This window comes from Pseudomonas vanderleydeniana (assembly GCF_014268755.2).
Classification (GTDB): Bacteria; Pseudomonadota; Gammaproteobacteria; order Pseudomonadales; family Pseudomonadaceae; genus Aquipseudomonas; species Aquipseudomonas vanderleydeniana.
The window spans coordinates 980,001-999,083 of sequence record NZ_CP077093.1 but is presented as its reverse complement, the minus strand read 5'-3'; the positions used below and the strand labels follow the sequence as shown (position 1 = coordinate 999,083).

At 63.9% G+C, this 19,083-nt stretch carries 9 protein-coding genes and 2 rRNA genes (1 of these 11 cut by a window edge); 4 read left to right on the top strand and 7 right to left on the bottom strand.

Annotation, left to right across the window (positions count from 1 at the left end; genetic code table 11):
- Window positions 1–2: 2 nt before the first annotated feature.
- Both dgcN and yfiR read right to left on the bottom strand, forming a co-directional pair.
- A complete protein-coding gene (gene dgcN, locus HU752_RS04395; RefSeq protein ID WP_186689132.1) occupies window positions 3–1,274 on the bottom strand; it encodes a diguanylate cyclase DgcN/YfiN in 1,272 nt (423 codons plus the stop codon).
- Window positions 1,271–1,843 carry a regulatory sequestration protein YfiR gene (gene yfiR / locus HU752_RS04390; RefSeq protein WP_186689130.1) on the bottom strand — a complete coding sequence of 191 codons (573 nt, stop codon included), beginning with the start codon at window positions 1,841–1,843 and terminating at the stop codon, window positions 1,271–1,273. Before yfiR ends, dgcN begins: the two co-directional genes overlap by 4 nt.
- A 348-nt stretch (window positions 1,844–2,191) precedes the next feature.
- On the opposite strand from yfiR, the gene HU752_RS04385 reads away from it, so the two are divergent.
- The 4 genes from HU752_RS04385 to HU752_RS04370 all read left to right on the top strand — a co-directional run bounded on the left by HU752_RS04385 (window position 2,192) and on the right by HU752_RS04370 (window position 6,688).
- Window positions 2,192–3,043, top strand: coding sequence for a sugar phosphate isomerase/epimerase family protein (locus HU752_RS04385; protein ID WP_186689128.1), 852 nt, complete (start codon window positions 2,192–2,194; stop codon window positions 3,041–3,043).
- A gap of 12 nt (window positions 3,044–3,055) precedes the next feature.
- Window positions 3,056–4,114: an isopenicillin N synthase family dioxygenase gene (locus tag HU752_RS04380; RefSeq protein ID WP_186689127.1), complete on the top strand. Its 1,059-nt coding sequence runs from the start codon at window positions 3,056–3,058 to the stop codon at window positions 4,112–4,114.
- Between the two features lie 37 nt (window positions 4,115–4,151).
- The gene (locus tag HU752_RS04375) at window positions 4,152–4,943 is read left to right on the top strand and encodes an ABC transporter substrate-binding protein (protein WP_186689125.1); all 792 of its coding nucleotides are present in this window, start codon (window positions 4,152–4,154) and stop codon (window positions 4,941–4,943) included.
- Window positions 4,944–5,131: 188 nt separating this feature from the next.
- Window positions 5,132–6,688 carry an amino acid ABC transporter permease/ATP-binding protein gene (locus tag HU752_RS04370; protein WP_186689124.1) on the top strand — a complete coding sequence of 519 codons (1,557 nt, stop codon included), beginning with the start codon at window positions 5,132–5,134 and terminating at the stop codon, window positions 6,686–6,688.
- On the opposite strand, the gene recD is transcribed toward HU752_RS04370, so the two are convergent.
- From recD to HU752_RS04345, 5 genes are all read right to left on the bottom strand, one after another.
- On the bottom strand, window positions 6,651–8,738 hold the full coding sequence (recD, locus tag HU752_RS04365) for an exodeoxyribonuclease V subunit alpha (RefSeq protein WP_186689123.1): 2,088 nt from the start codon (window positions 8,736–8,738) through the stop codon (window positions 6,651–6,653). The two genes, HU752_RS04370 and recD, sit on opposite strands and share 38 nt — an antisense overlap.
- Entirely contained in the window at window positions 8,735–12,424 is a 3,690-nt protein-coding gene (recB, locus tag HU752_RS04360; RefSeq protein WP_186689122.1) for an exodeoxyribonuclease V subunit beta, read from the bottom strand. The genes recD and recB overlap by 4 nt, the downstream gene beginning before the upstream one ends.
- Entirely contained in the window at window positions 12,424–15,879 is a 3,456-nt protein-coding gene (gene recC, locus HU752_RS04355; RefSeq protein ID WP_186689121.1) for an exodeoxyribonuclease V subunit gamma, read from the bottom strand. The genes recB and recC overlap by 1 nt, the downstream gene beginning before the upstream one ends.
- Before the next feature lie 284 nt (window positions 15,880–16,163).
- Window positions 16,164–16,279, bottom strand: a 5S ribosomal RNA gene (rrf, locus tag HU752_RS04350).
- A gap of 148 nt (window positions 16,280–16,427) precedes the next feature.
- Window positions 16,428–19,083 (bottom strand): 23S ribosomal RNA (locus HU752_RS04345); it runs 235 nt beyond the window's last position.

Below are 19,083 nucleotides of genomic sequence, written 5' to 3'. Positions count from 1 at the left end.
GTTCAACTCCTGGTAGGAACTGAGGCGGCGCCGTGCTCCGACTGCGCGGTGTGTGAACTGCCTCGGGAAAGGCGCTTGGCCTGGTACATGGCGGCATCGGCAGCATTGAGCAGCGAGCCTGGGGTATTGCCGTGATCGGGGTAGACGGCGATGCCAACGCTGAGCGAGGTGATCACCTGCGCCTGGCCCGGCACCGGGATCGGCAGGTCCATGCTGGCAATAATCTTCTCGGCGATGCGTTCGGCGTCTTCGATGCTGTGCAGGGGCGTCAGCAGCACGGCGAACTCGTCACCGCCCAGCCGCGCGACCAGGTCGCCCTCGCGCAGTTGCGCACGCACGCGCGTGGCCACGGCCACCAGCACCGCGTCACCCGCCGCATGGCCGAAGGTGTCGTTGATTTCCTTGAAGCGGTCGCTGTCGAGAAACAGCACCGCGGCCCGTTCGCCCTGCTTGGCCGCATTGCGCAGGGCGCGCATCAGCCGGCCTTCGAAGAACGCCCGGTTGGGCAGCCCGGTCAGGCTGTCGTGGCTGGCCTGGTGCGCCAGGGTCTGGTTCTCGCTCTGCAGGTGCGCCTGCCAGACCTCCAGCTCGTCGAGCAGGGCATTGAAGTCGTTGCCGAGGTTGTCCAGCTCGGTAATTTCCGCCGGCGGCACCCGTCGGTCGAAGGTCCGCTCGCTACGGGCGGCGTGGGCCACCTTGGCGAGGCTGCGCAGCGGCACGATGATCCCGCGCAACAGTCGGCGGGCCAGGTACAGGCCGAGCCAGGCCGCCAACACGCTGCACACCAGGATGCCGGCCAGGCCGCTGAGCAGGTAGCGCATCAGGCTGGCCCCGTGGCCGGTCAGGCGAACACTGCCGACCTCGCGATTCTGGTGCAGGATCGGCAACTCGATGGGCTGCTCCAGCAGGCCCCGGGCCAACTGCATCTCCAGGTTCGACAACAGGCCGGTTTCCGGCCGTTGCCAATGGGCCAGGCGCTGTCCGCTGGCGGTGAAGATTTCGGCCTCGGCCACCTCTTCGGTGGAGGCGATCAGCTCCAGGGCCTCGGTTGCCGCACTCTTGTCGTTGAACACCACCGCCGCCTCGACGGTGTAGCTGATGGAGCGGGCAATCAGGTGCAGGTTGTGGTCGGCGTAGACCCGCAGCGCCAGCACGCCGAGGAAGGTCAGCGAGACACTCACCAGGCCGACCGCCGCCAGCGCAACCAGCATGTGGCCACGGCCCAGCACCGAACGCAGGCTGCGGCGACTGTCAGGCTTGTGCAGGCCGATCATGGCTGTGCGGCCCGCCGACGGGATAACTGCAGGACGCTGGGATGAATGCGCACGCCGCTGCGGGCCACCGAGTCCAGGTTGACCTCGAAGGCCACCTGGTCGTCGCTGACCCGCAGGCAGAACAGGCTGCCGACGACGCATTGGTCCCCCTCCTCGCTGATGCTCAACACCGCCTGCCCGGCCAGGGCGGTGAACAGTTGGTTGCGCTCGTCCGTGGAGAGCTGGCCGATGTACACCGCGTCACAGTGGCTGGCGACCGCCGTGCTGCTGGCCAGCAGGCGCTGTACCAGCACCGGGCGGCCGCTGGCCTGGGTCGCGCCCTTGACCAGGTCGTCGGTGTACTGGGTCGGCCCGATGATGCACAGGCGCAACTGCGCCGGCTCCACCGGCCAGCGGGCATAGCTGAGGATGCCCAGCACCACCTGGGTGACGGCCTGCGCGCGCTGGTCGGCAGCTCCACCGGGGGCTTCGTCGGCCATGCTCGAATGCATGAACAGGCCACACAGGACGGACATCAGGAACTGTCTTGAGCCAAAAAACCGCCACATCATCCAGGCAGCCATATTCATGTGAGAATTCTCTCGGCGCTACGTCAGAATATTGCCGCAACGATAGCATATAGCTGGCAAAACAGCGTTAGATTGAGATCATGCATAGCCGACTAATGGTTTAGAAATCTCTGAAGTATCGATTTGAGGTTTGCTATTTTTCCTCGCCTGCGGGGCTGCCTAAGATCGGCCCATCGCGTTTCGCTCATGCCGGGCTGATGACCCGCCGCATGACCGTCCGCCAGACGTCAGTGAGACCACCCCACAGAGGGCCGGCTCGACACAACCTTTCCAACTGCCGTAACCGCTCGCCCAGGCTCCGTGTCCTGGCGGGTCCCGAGCAGCTTGAGGTTTGGTCGAGGTTCACTGATGAAACTGGAGATTTTCCGCACCCTCTGGGGCTATGCCGCCAGCAAGGCCCAGGCACTCGACGAATTGCTCGAGGCCGGCTTCGACGGCATGGAAGCCCGCCTGCCACTGCAAGCCGCCGAACGTGCCGAGTTCGCCGCCTTTCTGCGCGCCAACCATACGCCCTACATCAGCACCGTGTTCACCGCCTATGATGTGCTCCCCGAGCAGTCGGCCGCGCCAGCCGAGCATCTGCACGACCTCGAACAGAAACTCGCCTGGGCTGCCGAACTGCAGCCGCGATTCGTCAACGTGCTGGCCGGCAACGATCGCTGGCCATTGACGCAGCAGGTGGAGTTCTTCGGGCAAGCCATGGAGCTGGCCCGGCGACAGGGGCTGACCTGCAGCTTTGAAACCCACCGCGCCCGCTCACTGTTCAATCCCTGGGTCACCCTCGAGTTGATCCGGCAACTGCCCGACCTGCGCTTCACCAGCGATATCAGCCACTGGGTGGTCACTTGCGAGCGCCTGCTCGACGACCCGGCCGACGACCTGCGACCGTTCGTCGAACGCGTCCATCACATCCAGGCCCGGGTCGGCTATGACCAGGGCCCGCAGGTCCCCCACCCCGGAGCCCCTGAGTACGCCCGCGAACTGGCCTTCCACCAGGCGCACTGGGAGAGCGTCTGGCGTTCACAACAGGCGCGCGGCTACCCGGTCAGCACGCTGACCCCGGAGTTCGGCGCCGACGGCTACCTGCACCACCTGCCCTTCACCAATGTCCCGGTCGCCGACTTGTGGTCGCTCAACGTGTGGATGGCCCGCACCGAGCGCGAGCACTTCGACCGTTTCCGTCAGCCAACCCAACCGTGAGGCGTTCGCGTCATGCCTGAGAACAGTCACAGCATTCCGGCCCAGGCCAACTTCAAGAGCATTCCGGTGGTGGATATCACCGGCCTGTTCAGCGTCGAACTGGAACATCGCCTGGCCGTCGCCGATCAATTGGGCGCCGCGGCCAGCGAGGTCGGTTTTCTCTACATCACCGGGCACGGTATCGCCCCGCACCTGATCGCCAACTTGCGCCAGGCGGCTCGCGACTACTTCGCGCAGCCCCTGGAAACCAAGATGCAGCACTACATCGGCACCTCCAAGACCCACAAGGGCTTCGTGCCCGAGGGTGAAGAGGTGTATGCCAAGGGCAAGCCGGACCACAAGGAAGCCTTCGACATCGGCTTCGAAGTACCGGCGGACGATCCGCTGGTGCTGGCCGGCACCCCGCTGCTGGGACCGAACGAATGGCCGCCGCTGCCAGGTTTCAAGGAGGCGGCGCAGGCCTACTACGCCGCAGTCTTCGCCCTCGGGCGCAAGCTGTTCGGCGGTTTCGCCCTGGCCCTGGGGCTGGAGGAAAACACCTTCGATGCGCTGGTCACCCGGCCGCCATCGAAACTGCGGCTGATCCACTACCCGTTCGATGACGCCGCCCAGGACGCCCCGGGCATCGGCGCCCACACCGACTACGAGTGCTTCACCATCCTGCTGGCCGACAAGCCCGGCCTGGAGGTGCTGAATGACCAGGGCCAGTGGATCGACGCGCCACCGATTGCCGATGCCTTCGTGGTGAACATCGGCGACATGCTCGAGGTGATGACCGCCGGAGCCTTCGTCGCTACCGCCCACCGGGTGCGCACCGTGAGCGAGGAGCGCTATTCGTTCCCGCTGTTCTATGCCTGCGACTACCACACCCTGATCCAGCCGCTGCCCAGCTTCGCCAAGGCCGGCCAGCAATACGAACAGATCGCCATCGGCGAGCACATGTACGGCCAGGCGCTGCAGACCTACCAGTACCTGCGCCGACGCGTGGAGAACGGCGAGATCACCCTGCCGGAAAAAGCCCGCAAGCCGTCGAGCTTCGGTCACCTGAAAAACCAGGCACAACCCTCCTGACCCTGCCGACTACCTACCCAACCCGGAGTTACCGTCCATGCTCAAGCATCTCCCTGGCCTGACCCTGCTCGCCACCGCCCTGTTCTGCACCGGCAGCGCCCTAGCCGCCGCGACCGCCACGCCCGGCCAACTGAAAATCGGCATGGAAATCACCTACCCGCCGTTCGAGTCCTACGATGCCGACAAGAACGTGGTCGGCTCCGATCCGGAGTTGTCCCACGCCCTGGCCAAGCACCTGGAGAGCAAGGCCGAGTTCATCGACACCAAGTTCCCGAGCCTGATCATGGGCCTGAACGCCGGCAAGTTCGACGCGATCATTTCCGGCATGTACATCACCCCCGAGCGCCAGACCCAGGCCATGACCATCGCCTACGCCAAGACCGGCGCGGCGATCATGGTGTCCCGGGACAGCGTATTGAAACCGACGGCCCCGGAGGACCTGTGCGGGCTCAAGGTCGGCCTGGAACAGGGCACCACCTGGGTGGCGCAGTTCCAGAAATTGTCGGCTGAATACTGCGTGCCCAAGGGCAAGGGTGCGATCACCGTGAGCGAGTACCCTTCGGCGCCGGAAGTCACCCAGGCGCTGCTGTCGAACAATATCCAGGCGCAGGTGGAGATAGCCGGCGCGGCGAAGATGATCGCCGAGCGGACCAAGGGCCGGGTGCTGGTGACCACTGAACACCCGATCTACCAGCAGACCCTGGGGATCTTCGTGAAGAAGGGCAATGACGCCACCTACCAGGCGCTACTCAAGGCCTTCGAGGAAACGAAGAAAAGCGGCGAGTACACGGCGATCCTGAACAAGTACGCGCTGGAAGCAGCCGAGTAAGCCCCCCCTGTAGGAGCCGGCTTGCTGGCGATAGCGTCCTGACAGCCACCCTCACGGCTGACTGAACCGACGCCATCGCCAGCCAGCAGAGCACCGCCCGGCCGTCACCCACAAGGGATGATGTTGTCCGCTCCAGAGGACGATGTTTTTGCCCCGAAGGCGCCAGGCCCTGGATCACCGAGGTTCCCATGCAATTCGATTGGCCCTATTTCCTTTCGCTGTTCTCGATGCCCGCCTTCTGGCAGGCCTGTGTCACGGTGGTCGAGCTCAGTGCCCTGGCCTGGTTCATCGGCATGCTGCTGGGCTTCGTCCTGGCCTCGGCCAAGCTGTCGACTTCGGCCTGGCTGCGCACGCCGGCCGCGGTGTATATCTGGTTCTTTCGCAGCATCCCGCTGCTGGTCCTGGTGGTGTTCGTCTACAACCTGCCGCAGCTGTTCCCGGCCACGGGCCAGGTGCTGTCCAATCCGTTCTATTCCGGGCTGTTCGCCCTGGTGGTCACCGAGGCCGCCTACATGGCCGAGATCCATCGCGGCGGGCTGATTTCGGTCGCCAAGGGCCAGAAGGAAGCCGGCCGCGCCCTCGGCATCGGCCTGCTGGGATTGCAACGGCTGATCGTGATTCCCCAGGCGTTCCGCATCTCGCTGCCGACGCTGATCAACGAGTACATCACCGTGGTGAAGCTGACCTCGCTGGTCTCGGTGATTTCCCTCACCGAGATCCTCACCGTCGGCCAACGGCTCTACGCCCAGAACTTCCTGGTGATGGAGACCCTCGGCGCGGTGGCGGTGTACTACGTGCTGATCGTCAGCCTGTTCGGCTGGCTGCTGCAGCGGCTGGAGCGCCACCTGGACATGAACCGGCGCAAGTCACAGACCCTCGCCGACAGCGCCATTGCCAGCCTCAGGGCGCGCCTGCGGCCATCACCGGCGAACATCCGCCCGCAGCAGGTGGCCGGAGCCGCCCCGGCGCTGCAGCTGCGCAATATCCACAAGCGCTATGGCAACCACGAGGTGCTCAAGGGCATCGACCTGAACGTCGGCAGCGGCCAGGTGATCTCGATCATCGGTCCCTCCGGCTCCGGCAAGACCTCGCTGATCCGCACCGTCAACGGCCTGGAAAGTATCGACCAGGGCGAAATCGTCCTGTTCGGCGAGAGTTTCATCAGCGCCAGTGACCGCGCCAACAGCCCGCAGATCCGCCGGGGCGTGCGCAGCATCGGCATGGTGTTCCAGAACTTCAACCTGTTCCCGCACCGCAGCATCCTCGACAACATCACCCTGGCCCCGCGTTATCACGGCCAGCGCGGTGAGCCGAGCGAACTGCAGGCCCTCGCCTTGCTGGACAAGGTCGGCCTGCTCGCCCATGCCGACAAGTACCCGCACCAGTTGTCCGGTGGCCAGCAGCAAAGGGTCGCGATCGCCCGGGCGCTGGCGATGGAACCGAAGATCATGCTGTTCGACGAGCCCACCTCGGCGCTCGACCCGGAACTGGTGGGGGATGTGCTCAAGGTGATCCGCGACCTGGCAGACGAAGGCATGACGATGCTGATCGTCACCCATGAAATGGACTTCGCCCTGTCGATCTCCGACCGGGTGATTTTCATGGAAAACGGCGTGGTGCAGCTCGACGCCAGCCCGCGGGAAATCCGCGAGGGCGATCAGGGTGAGCGGGTGCGCCGCTTCATGGGCATCGAGCGGCCGCTGCCGGTCAGCCCAGCTCCAGCATCAGTCCGCTCAAGCGCTTGACCTTGCGCCGCACCGCCTCCTCGAACACCCCGCCGCGCGGTTCGAGCAGGCTGAACCAGTCCTTGGCGCGGGTGATCCCGGTGTAGATCAGCTCCTTGGTCAGCACCGGGTTCAACGCCTCGGGCAGGATCAGCGCAGTGTGGGTGAACTCCGACCCCTGGGACTTGTGCACGGTCATGGCGTAGACGGTTTCGACATCGTTCAGGCGGCTCGGCAACACGAATCGCACCCCACCCTGGCCATCGTTACGGGGAAACGCTACCCGCAGCACCTGCTTGCCCGCGTCCAAGCCATCGCGTTCGGGCAGGCGCAGGGCGATGCCGATGTCGCCGTTCATCAGGCCCAGGCCATAGTCGTTGCGCGTCATCAGCACCGGTCGGCCTTCATACCAGTGCTGGTCGCTGTCGATCAGCCGCCGCGCGTACAAGGCTGCGGTGATGCGCTGGTTCAAGCCCTCGACGCCCCAGGGTCCCTTGCGCACGGCACAGAGCAACTGGAATTCGTCGAAGGAGCGCAACACCGCGCGTGCCCAGTCTTCCCAGCACGGGTCATCGAGGTCACGCCCGGCGGGTGGGCGATGGCCGCGCATCACGTCGAGGTAATGCCGATAGCCCTTGCGCTGGCTGCCTTCGCCATCGAGGACCAGCTTGTCGAACTTGCGGTCCTGCTCGCCCTTGAGGGCCAAGGCGAACAGGTCGGCATGCGCACCCGCCTGCAACAGCGCACGGGCCTCGTCGGCCGCCTGCTGATTGACCAGGCGCGCCAGTTGGCCGATCCCGCTGCCTTCACCGAAGCGGCGCGAGTGGCGCAGCATCACCACCTGCTGGGCCAACGGATGGCTGCCTTCGGTGGCCTCGCGCAAGCCGCCGGCACCGATGTCCTCGCCACTGACCGCCTGCAACCAGGCCCGCGTGGCGGCGCTGTACCAGCCCTCCTCGGCATCGCGGCACAGGTCACCCAGCACCGCTCCGGCCTCCACCGAGGCCAATTGGTCCTTGTCGCCCAGCAACACCAGCCGCGCGTGCACCGGCAGCGCATCGAGCAGGTTGGCCATCATTTCCAGATCGATCATCGACGCCTCATCGACCACCAGCACGTCCAAGGGCAGGCGGTTGCCGGCATGATGGCGGAAGTGCCGCGTACCCGGGCGGCTGCCAAGCAGGCGGTGTACGGTGGTAACCTCGCTGGGGATGCGGGCACGCACCGTTTCATCGATGGTCAGCGAACGCACCTGGGCACTGATGGATTCGGTCAGGCGCGCGGCAGCCTTGCCGGTCGGCGCGGCGAGGCGGATACGCAGCGGCTTGCCGGCCTCCACCGCCGGAGCCTGGAGCAAGGCCAACAGGCGCACCACCGTGGTGGTCTTGCCCGTGCCGGGGCCGCCGGTGACGATGCTGAAGGCACCGCGCGTGGCCAGGGCACAGGCGAGCTTCTGCCAGTCGATACGGCCACTGCTGCCGGCAGCACCGAACAGTTCGGTCAGCCGACGGGCCAGGTCTTGCGGGGGGGCTTCCTGTTCGGCAAGCCGCAGGCGCAGGGCGCTGTCGATGCGCCGCTCGTAGGTCCAGTAGCGCCGCAGGTACAGCCGTCGGCCACTGAGCACCAGCGGCCGTTGTCCGGCCTCCAGGCTCTCGTCATCGGCCAACGCCACCAGCGGGCTGCCACGCAACGCCTGGCACCAGGCCTCACCTTCCAACGCGACCAGCAATTGCGAGGGCAGCAACAGCGCCCCGCTCTGCACGTCGCCTTCCGGTGGCAGCGAGAGGGCGAAATCCGGCTCGCTCAAGGTCTCGAACAAGTCGAGGCAGACATGCCCATGCCCCAGTTGGTGACTGGTCAGGGCCGCCGCCAGCAGCACCAGCGGATCGCCCTGCGGGTCGAGCTCATGCAGGAAGGCCACGAAGGCTTTATCCAGCGCCCGTACCCAGCCGCGCTCGAACCAGCGCTCGAGCAACAGCAGCAGGTCTTCGGCGCGACTCAGTGGCGCCAGCTCGGCGAGACTGTCGTCGTTCAGCGCGGTGGGCAGCAGGTCGGCGAAGGAACGTTTCATAGCAGACTCCCCTGCTCCCAGGCAGGTTCGGATTTCGGCACGGGCCTGCCCTGGAACAGCAGGTCGAGTTGCTCGATCAGCAGACGTGGCGGCCGGGCGAAATAGGCCCCCTGGCTCGGCGCACGGCTACCGCGCAGGAACAGGTACAGGGCGCCGCCCATGTGTCGGTCGTAGTCATAATCCGGCACTCGCGCCTTGAGCTGGCGATGCAGGGCCAGCAGGTAGAGCACGTACTGCAGGTCATAGCGGTTCTCGAGGATTGACGCGGCCATCGCCTGCTCGGTGTAGGCGGCATCGTCGGCGCCGAGCCAGTTGGACTTGTAGTCGGCGACGTAGTAGCGGCCCTCATGCTCGAAGGTCAGGTCGATGAAGCCCTTGAACATGCCATTGAGCAACACCGGCTCGGCTGCGGCCCGGGCGACGCCACCATGGGTGTGACGACGCACCAGTTCATCGACCTGCTGCACGTCGACCTTGTGGCTGGCGAACCAGAACTCCATCTCGACCTGATAGCTGGCGAGGCTGTTGAGCGCCACCGGTGGCTGACCATCACCCAGGCGGAACGGCACCTGCAGCAGATGTGCGAGCCAATCGCTCAGGGTCGTGATCCAGCCTTTCCAGCCGCGCAGGTTGCAGCGCGGCGCGACGGCCTTTTCGATCAGCTCGCGGTCGGCCGTGAAGCGCTCGTCACCGGCCCATTCCAGCAGGCCGTGGAGGAAGGTGCCCGGATTCGGGCCGCGGGGAAACCGATGGATATCACCGCCACTGGCCACCACCTCGCGCGGTGCATCCGGGTCCAGCCGCTCATCGTCGAAAAGCTTCTGGGCCTGGGGGCTCTCCGGCGCTTCGTCACTGCCGGAGCCCAGCTGCTCGCTGATCCGCAGCGCACTGTAGGAGGCGATCCACCAATGCTCGGCAGCCTTGCGCCTGGGCAGCAACGCTTCGAGCAGGGTCGCCTGGTTGCGCGGTGGCTGGTACGACAGGTCGTTGGGGGCCGGCAGTTCCTGGCAGGCCAGTGCCGGACAGTCCTGTTGCAGGTCGCGCAGCCAACCGGCCAGGGCAGTGGACTCGCCCAGCACGGCCCCTCCACCGAGCAGGTAGCCCAAGGCCGACAGGTGCAGCACCGAGCTGTTGTGATTGCCGCGCTTCAGGTCCGCCACGCCCAGCCAGCAGGCGTGCCGGGCCCGGGTCAGGGCCACGTAGAGCAGGCGCAGGTCCTCGGCCAGGCGCTCGTCATCGGCCTGGGCGATCAGTTCGGCGGTCGGCTTGAGGCTGACCTGGGCCTTGCCGTCACTGTCGTGGTAATGCAGTGGCAGCCGGCTGCCATCCACCGGTTTCACCGAACAGATGAACGGCAGGAACACCAGCGGGTATTCCAGGCCCTTGGACTTGTGGATGGTCACCACCTTGACCAGTTGTTCGTCGCTTTCCAGGCGCAGGATCTGTTCTTCGCCGGCCTGGCCGGACAATGCCAGGTGCTCGCCCAGGTGGCGGATCAGCGCCTGTTCGCCATCCAGCTCGCCGGAGGCCTGCTGCAGCAGTTCGGACAGGTGCAGCAGGTTGGTCAGTACCCGTTCGCCATCGCTGCGGGCCATCAGCGCCTGGGGCAACTGGAAGTCATGCAGCAGGTGGCGCAGCATCGGCAGCACGCCCTGGGTGCGCCACAAGGTACGGTAGCCGCGGAACTGCATGACCCGTGCTTCCCAGGCCAGTTCGTCCTGGTTCAGGCGTTCCAGCTCGGCCAGCGGCAGGTTCAGGGTGATACAGGCCAAGGCCGCGCGCAGGGGTCGCTCGACATCGGGCTCGGCGCAGGCCTTGAGCCAGGCCAGCAGGTCGTGGGCTTCCTGGGCGGCGAACACCGAGTCCTTGTCCGACAGGTACACGCTGCGCACCCCACGCGCGGCCAACTCGCCGCGCACCGCCTGCGCTTCCTTGCCGTCACGGACCAGGATGGCGATATCCGAGGGCAGCACTCCCTGCAATTGACCGTCGCGGCTGAAACCGGCGCGCCCCTGCTGCCCGCCATTGAGCAGGCCGACGATTTCGCTGGCGCAGCTGGCCGCCAACTGCTGGCGGTAGACCGCGCCGGACAGCGGCTGCTCGGAGGACAACTGCCAGATGTTCAGCGCCGCCTGCGGCTGGCCGTCGACCTGGAACGCCTCCTTGCGGCCCTGGGAGGCTACCGAGACGAACGGCACCGGATTGTCTGCACCGTCGCGGAACAGGAAGGCCCCCCGGCCCTGCTCGCGCTGCTCGGCGCGTTCGAAAACGTGATTGACCGAGCGAACCATCGCATGGCTGGAGCGGAAGTTTGTATCCAGCGTATGCAGCCGCCCGTGGGTGGCCTGGCGCGCGCGCAGGTAGGTGTAGATGTCGGCGCCGCGAAAGGCGTAGATCGCCTGCTTCGGGTCACCGATCAGGAACAGGCCGCCGTCGGGGCTGTTGTCCTCGATGCGATAGATGCTTTCGAAGATCCGGTACTGTACCGGGTCGGTGTCCTGGAACTCGTCGATCAAGGCCACTGGGAACTGCTCGCGGATCAACCCCGCCAGGCGTTCGCCGCCCTCGGCGCGCAACGCGGCGTCCAGACGTAGCAGCATGTCGTCGAAGCCCATTTCGGCACGGCGGCGCTTCTCGTCCTCGAAACGTGCGCCAACCCAACGGGCGGCGTGCTCCAGCACAGCGGCATCAGGAGTCGGCAAGTCATCGAGACTGGCCTTGAGGCCAGCCATGGCGTCGAGCGCGGGATGTCGAGGCGCTTCGCCCTTCCAGGCCTCGGCCATGCCCTCAGGGGTCAACCGGGTGAAACCGGTGCCGATATCCAACTGCTCCAACGCGTCGTCTTCGGCCCAGGCGGTGAGCTTTTCGAACCAGGGTTCGAAGTAGCGCGCCTGCATCTTGCGGCCATCGACCGTCTTGCTCGCCACGCCTTGCAGGCAGATCTCGCGGAGCTCGGCGGCCCACTGCTTCCAGGGCGCCTTGATCAGCAACAGGACCTGCCGACGCTCTAGCAGGCAGGCCTCGATCAGTTCGGCCGGCTCCGGCTCGCCGTCCTTGATGTCCTCGCCTACATTTCCGAACAGCGCCCGAACCCGTGGCAACAACGCGTCAGGCCCCCCCCAGTGGGCGCGAACCCAGTGCAACGCGTCGCCCTGCATCTTGTAGCAGTAGAGTCGCCAGTAATCGCGCAGCACTTCGCCCAGCAGGTCGCTGTGGTCAGTTTCCAGGGTCTGGGTGAACAGACTGCCGCTGTCGAAGGCGTGTTCGCGCAGCATGCGCTGGCACCAGCCGTGGATGGTCGAGACAGCGGCCTCGTCCATCCATTGTGCGGCGATGTCGAGGCGATTGGCGCAGGCCGGCCATTGCTCGGCAGCGTACTCGGCACGCAGTTGGGCAATCAGGTCGTCCGGCGCGACGGTTTCGTCGCGGAAGAACCGCGCGGCCTCGGCCAGGCGCGTGCGGATGCGGTCGCGCAGTTCCTTGGTCGCCGCGTCGGTGAAGGTCACCACGAGGATCTGCGGCGGCAGCAGCTCGCGCCCGAAGCCGGCGGCTTCACCACCGTGGCCGAGGACCAGCCGCAGGTACAACGCGGAGATGGTGAAGGTCTTGCCGGTGCCGGCACTGGCTTCGATCAGCTGGCTGCCGCGCAGGGGGAAGGCCAGCGCCAATGGCGTCTTGTCATTCATCAGCGCGACTCCTCGTTGACCAGGGAACGCCACGGTGCCTCGAGCAAGGGTCGATAGAGGCTGTCACACCAGCCTTCGAATTCCTCGCTGGCGACCAGCGCATCGTAGTCGGCGAACTGTCGTGCCAGGGCCGCACTTTCACGGCGCTCACCTTCGCTGTTGATTCCATCGCCGTCGTAGGCCTTGCGGGCCGCAACCTCGCCCTTGGCCGGGTCCGGCTGGCCCAGCCAGGCGAAGGCGGTCTTGATCGCCACCGGCAGGGGCCGGCGCATGCCGACCTGCCAGGCCAGCAGCAATTCGCCCAGCAGGGTGTTGGCCCGCTCGGGCTCCAAGGGTGGCAGCAGCAGGGTATCGTCGCTGGCGACCAGCGCGGTGCTCAGTGGCAGTGCGCAGGCACAGGCCACCAGGTGTTCGACCCAGGGTTTGGTCAAGCGATGCCACTTGCGGGTCTTGAGCGAGCCGATGCTGTTGGGGATGGTGGTGACGGCCAGGTAGCCGCCATCGCTGCGTTGGTGCAGGCCGGCCAGCCAGCCTTCCAGGCGCACGCCGCTGGTCTCGATGCCGACCGGTACGGCGCTGGGTACTGGCGTCGGCCATAGCGTCAGCAGTTGCTGGTAGCGCTCCAGCAGGCCGGGCAACGGTTCGATCAGCTCCTGCTGCAACAACTCGCCGAAGCCGGCCATGGGCAGCAGGCCGCTGCCTTGCAGGCGGCGGGCCTGGTCGTTCAGCGCCTGTTGCGGGTTGTCCACCTGCTGCAGGGCGGCCGCGAGCAGGCTGTCGCTGAGGCTGTAGCGTTGCAAGGCATCGAGGACGAAGGGTTCCTCATCGGCCAGCGGCGCTTCGGCGGCCTCGAAGAAGACTTTCAAGCGCTGGCTAAAGAAGTGCCGTACGGGATTGCGCAGGAAATCCTGCAACTGTGCCAGGGTCAGCGGCTCGTCCTGGCGGTAGGGCGCGAGTTCATCGGCCAGCTCGGCGGGGGCCTGCTGTTGGTGCAATTGCTGCCATTCGCGGGCGTAGCTGAACAATCCGGCATCCCCCTCATGGAAGTAGCGGGCGCTGAAAGGCTGCAGCGGGTGCTCCCGGGTCAGGGCCTCGAGCAAGTGCTCGCCGTCGGCGTCGGGCAGCCGCCAGCCACTGGCGATGTGGTCGCGCAGCTGGCCGATCAGCACCGAGGCCGGGCGCTCGCTGTTATCACGGATGCTACGGCCGACCCAGCTGATGTAGAGCTGTTCGCGGGCCGAGAGCAGGGCCTCGAGCAGCAGATAGCGGTCATCCTCGCGCCGCGAACGGTCGCCAGGGCGGTAGTCACTGCCCATCAGGTCGAAGTCCAGCGGCGGCTGCGCGCGCGGGTAGTCGCCGTCGTTCATGCCGAGCAGGCAAACCAGCTTGAACGGAATCGCCCGCATCGGCATGAGCGTGCAGAAGTTCACCGCCCCGGCGAGGAAGCGCTGGGACAGGCGGCCCTGGTCGAGACCCGCCAACCAGGCTTCACGCACGACTGTCAGCGGCAGTTCTTCCTGCAGGTCGACGGCCTCGCAGGTTTCCAGCCAGGTGGCGCGCAGCTGTTCGAGCTGGATCAGCAGGTAGTCGTCGTGCTCGGTGCTGGCGAGGAAGAACAGTTGCAGCAGTGCCTGCAGGCGCTCGCCCCACTGCTGCGGGCGAGCCGGCTCGCAGAGCTCCTGGTGGGCGATTTCCAGGGCGTCGAGCAAGGCGACCACCGGCCCGATCAGGGCTGCATCGAGGCCACCGATTTCATCGTAGGGTTCGATGCCTTCGCAGCCTTCACCCGTGCCGACGGCATAACCGAGCAGCATGCGCCGCAGGCCGAAACGCCAGCTGTTCTGCTCCAGTGCCTCGGGTAGACCAAGGTCGGCACGTTGCTCGGCGCTGAGGCCCCAGCGGATGCCTGCGCCTTCGATCCAGCGATGCAGGGTCGGCAGGTCACGCTCCTGGACATTGAAGCGGGCGCGCAGGGCCGGCACATCCAGCAGATCGAGGATCTCGCTGACCGGGAAGCGGCTGTCGGGCAGTTTCAACAGATGCTCGACAGCGATCAGCAGCGGATCGCGTCCGCGCTGGCCCTGGTCGGCCAGGGTAAACGGAATGAAGCGTGGATCATTGCGTTCGAGCTGGCCGAAGACCGCGCGGATATGGGGCGCGTAGCTATCGATATCCGGGACCATGACGATCACGTCGCGCGGGCGCAGATTCGGATTGGCGCTGAAGCGGGCGAGCAGCTGGTCATGGAGGATTTCCACTTCGCGCTGGGCACTGTGGGCGACTTCGAAGCGGATCGAGCGGTCCTGCTGCAGGTCGACGGCCGGCCAGCGCTCGCGGGTTTCGGCCAGTGGCCGCAGTTCGAGAATGTCGTCCTGCAGCTGGTTGAGCAGGGTTGCCGGCGTGCTGTCGCTGAACAGGTCGATGCGCCCATCACGGAAGGCCGCCCGGTAGCTGCTCGGGTCATCGTAGCTGTCGAGCAGGTTGATGTAGTCGCGGCCTTGCTTGCCCCAGGCGGCCAGCAGCGGGTGGGCGTGCTGGTGCAGGGCCTCGGGGTCGAGGACCACCGGCATGCCGGCCTTGCGCGACTGGCGCTTGTATTCGTTACGCAGCAGGTCCTTGTCGGCGACGATGTCGGTCCAGTGGTGACGACACGGGTTGTGCACGCAGAGCAGCACCTGGCTGAACCGTGCCAGGCCGGCCAGGGCTTCGAGGGCCTGGGCTGGCAGCGAGGAGATACCGAAGACGATCACCCGGGGCGGCAGGCCTCGCGGGGCTGCTTCGAGGTTGTTGATACGCTCGATGAACCGTTGGTGAACACCGGCCCGGCTCTGGGCCATGCCCTCGGTGCCGACGTCCAGCAACAGTGCGCGCCACAGCTCGGCCTGCCAGCAGTTGGCCGGACTCAGCGGCTTGATCTCGCCGCGTACGCTGCGCAGTTGGTGGCGGCCAGCGGCCCAGTCCTCCAGCCAGTCGGCACGGTAGACCTGGTATTGGTCGAAGAGGTCGGCCAGGCGTTCGGCCAGTTGGTAGCGTTTGCGCAGGTCGCTGTCGTGGGTCAGGAAGCGTTGCAGCGGCTCGAAGTGGGGCTGGTCGATCAACTCCGGCAGCAGGCGCATCAGGCGCCAGGTCAGCGGCGCCTTGTCGAGCAGCGACTTGGCCGGGATCTCGTCGCGGCCGAGCACCATGCGATAGAGCTGCCACATGAAGGTACCGGGCAGTTGCACGTCGATGGCGGCGGCGATGCCACAGCCACCGGAGTCGTCGTCCTCGGCATCTTCGGCCAGGGCCAGTTTCAGCCACTGGGCGATGCCGTTGCTCTGCACCAGGGCGATTTCATTCTCCAGGGGCGCCAGGGGATAACGCCGCATCACGTTGATCACCAGGCTGCGCAATTCCTCAGGGCTGTTGCTTTGCACAACCATGAACGCAGGATTGAGTGACGTCGCGTCCGGCATGACGACTTCCTTGGAGAATTCAGAAACGGAGGCAGGACTTTAACATCTATGCCGGGTGAGGATGATGCTGCGCCTGTGACGCGGAGCGTCGGGGGATGCATTCCCACGCGGAGCGTGGGAACGATCAAATCATCGCCGTCCCCTCCCCATGCCCCCAGGCTCCCGGCCCCCGATCGTTCCCACGCTCTGCGTGGGAATGCATCCCAGGACGCTGTGCGTCCGCTTCCGAACGCCAGAAAAGACAAAACCCCAACTGCTTTCGCAATTGGGGTTTCGGAATTTAATCTTGACGATGACCTACTCTCACATGGGGAAACCCCACACTACCATCGGCGATGCATCGTTTCACTTCTGAGTTCGGGATGGGATCAGGTGGTTCCAATGCTCTATGGTCGTCAAGAAATTCTGTAGCCAGCTCGTTGTTTGGGCAACGCTCCAGCGAATCGGGTATGTGACAGTCTTCGGTGTGTTGTGCGTGGCAAACTTTCGGTTCACTTCGTCTTCATACACCGCAATCTGCTTCGTTTCGCAAATTGCTTGGGTGTTATATGGTCAAGCCTCACGGGCAATTAGTATGGGTTAGCTCAACGCCTCACAGCGCTTACACACCCCACCTATCAACGTCGTAGTCTTCGACGGCCCTTCAGGGAACTCAAGGTTCCAGTGAGATCTCATCTTGAGGCAAGTTTCCCGCTTAGATGCTTTCAGCGGTTATCTTTTCCGAACATAGCTACCCGGCAATGCCACTGGCGTGACAACCGGAACACCAGAGGTTCGTCCACTCCGGTCCTCTCGTACTAGGAGCAGCCCCTCTCAAATCTCAAACGTCCACGGCAGATAGGGACCGAACTGTCTCACGACGTTCTAAACCCAGCTCGCGTACCACTTTAAATGGCGAACAGCCATACCCTTGGGACCGGCTTCAGCCCCAGGATGTGATGAGCCGACATCGAGGTGCCAAACACCGCCGTCGATATGAACTCTTGGGCGGTATCAGCCTGTTATCCCCGGAGTACCTTTTATCCGTTGAGCGATGGCCCTTCCATACAGAACCACCGGATCACTAAGACCTACTTTCGTACCTGCTCGACGTGTCTGTCTCGCAGTCAAGCGCGCTTTTGCCTTTATACTCTGCGACCGATTTCCGACCGGTCTGAGCGCACCTTCGTACTCCTCCGTTACTCTTTAGGAGGAGACCGCCCCAGTCAAACTACCCACCATACACTGTCCTCGATCCGGATAACGGACCTGAGTTAGAACCTCAAAGTTGCCAGGGTGGTATTTCAAGAATGGCTCCACGCAAACTGGCGTTCACGCTTCAAAGCCTCCCACCTATCCTACACAAGCAAATTCAAAGTCCAGTGCAAAGCTATAGTAAAGGTTCACGGGGTCTTTCCGTCTAGCCGCGGATACACTGCATCTTCACAGCGATTTCAATTTCACTGAGTCTCGGGTGGAGACAGCGCCGCCATCGTTACGCCATTCGTGCAGGTCGGAACTTACCCGACAAGGAATTTCGCTACCTTAGGACCGTTATAGTTACGGCCGCCGTTTACCGGGGCTTCGATCAAGAGCTTCGCTTTCGCTAACCCCATCAATTAACCTTCCGGCACCGGGCAGGCGTCACACCCTATACGTCCACTTTCGTGTTTGCAGAGTGCTGTGTTTTTAATAAACAGTCGCAGCGGCCTGGTATCTTCGACCGGCATGGGCTTACGGAGCAAGTCCTTCACCCTCACCGGCGCACCTTCTCCCGAAGTTACGGTGCCATTTTGCCTAGTTCCTTCACCCGAGTTCTCTCAAGCGCCTTGGTATTCTCTACCTAACCACCTGTGTCGGTTTGGGGTACGGTTCCTGGTTATCTGAAGCTTAGAAGCTTTTCTTGGAAGCATGGCATCAACCACTTCGCGTCCTAAAGGACACTCGTCATCAGCTCTCGGCCTTAAGATCCCGGATTTACCTAAGATCTCAGCCTACCACCTTAAACTTGGACAACCAACGCCAAGCTGGCCTAGCCTTCTCCGTCCCTCCATCGCAATAACCAGAAGTACAGGAATATTAACCTGTTTTCCATCGACTACGCTTTTCAGCCTCGCCTTAGGGACCGACTAACCCTGCGTCGATTAACGTTGCGCAGGAAACCTTGGTCTTTCGGCGTGGGTGTTTTTCACACCCATTGTCGTTACTCATGTCAGCATTCGCACTTCTGATACCTCCAGCAAGCTTCTCAACTCACCTTCACAGGCTTACAGAACGCTCCTCTACCGCATCACTTACGTGATACCCGTAGCTTCGGTGCATGGTTTGAGCCCCGTTACATCTTCCGCGCAGGCCGACTCGACTAGTGAGCTATTACGCTTTCTTTAAAGGGTGGCTGCTTCTAAGCCAACCTCCTAGCTGTCTAAGCCTTCCCACATCGTTTCCCACTTAACCATGACTTTGGGACCTTAGCTGACGGTCTGGGTTGTTTCCCTTTTCACGACGGACGTTAGCACCCGCCGTGTGTCTCCCACGCTCGGCACTTCCAGGTATTCGGAGTTTGCATCGGTTTGGTAAGTCGGGATGACCCCCTAGCCGAAACAGTGCTCTACCCCCTGGAGTGATACGTGAGGCGCTACCTAAATAGCTTTCGAGGAGAACCAGCTATCTCCGAGCTTGATTAGCCTTTCACTCCGATCCACAGGTCATCCGCTAACTTTTCAACGGTAGTCGGTTCGGTCCTCCAGTCAGTGTTACCTAACCTTCAACCTGCCCATGGATAGATCGCCCGGTTTCGGGTCTATACCCAGCGACTAAGCGCCCTATTAAGACTCGCTTTCGCTACGCCTCCCCTATTCGGTTAAGCTCGCCACTGAATATAAGTCGCTGACCCATTATACAAAAGGTACGCAGTCACAGAACAAAGTCTGCTCCCACTGCTTGTACGCATACGGTTTCAGGATCTATTTCACTCCCCTCTCCGGGGTTCTTTTCGCCTTTCCCTCACGGTACTAGTTCACTATCGGTCAGTCAGTAGTATTTAGCCTTGGAGGATGGTCCCCCCATATTCAGACAAGGTTTCTCGTGCCCCGTCCTACTCGATTTCATGACTAAGAGACTTTCGCGTACAGGGCTATCACCCACTATGGCCGCACTTTCCAGAGCGTTCCGCTAATCTCAAAGCCACTTAAGGGCTGGTCCCCGTTCGCTCGCCACTACTAAGGG

Excerpts from the sequence above, each read along its gene's own strand:
- dgcN (WP_186689132.1), bottom strand. The coding sequence starts at position 1,274 with ATGATCGGCCTGCACAAGCCTGACAGTCGCCGCAGCCTGCGTTCGGTG.
- yfiR (WP_186689130.1), bottom strand. The coding sequence starts at position 1,843 with ATGAATATGGCTGCCTGGATGATGTGGCGGTTTTTTGGCTCAAGACAG.
- HU752_RS04385 (WP_186689128.1), top strand. The coding sequence starts at position 2,192 with ATGAAACTGGAGATTTTCCGCACCCTCTGGGGCTATGCCGCCAGCAAG.
- HU752_RS04380 (WP_186689127.1), top strand. The coding sequence starts at position 3,056 with ATGCCTGAGAACAGTCACAGCATTCCGGCCCAGGCCAACTTCAAGAGC.
- HU752_RS04375 (WP_186689125.1), top strand. The coding sequence starts at position 4,152 with ATGCTCAAGCATCTCCCTGGCCTGACCCTGCTCGCCACCGCCCTGTTC.
- HU752_RS04370 (WP_186689124.1), top strand. The coding sequence starts at position 5,132 with ATGCAATTCGATTGGCCCTATTTCCTTTCGCTGTTCTCGATGCCCGCC.
- recD (WP_186689123.1), bottom strand. The coding sequence starts at position 8,738 with ATGAAACGTTCCTTCGCCGACCTGCTGCCCACCGCGCTGAACGACGAC.
- recB (WP_186689122.1), bottom strand. The coding sequence starts at position 12,424 with ATGAATGACAAGACGCCATTGGCGCTGGCCTTCCCCCTGCGCGGCAGC.
- recC (WP_186689121.1), bottom strand. The coding sequence starts at position 15,879 with ATGCCGGACGCGACGTCACTCAATCCTGCGTTCATGGTTGTGCAAAGC.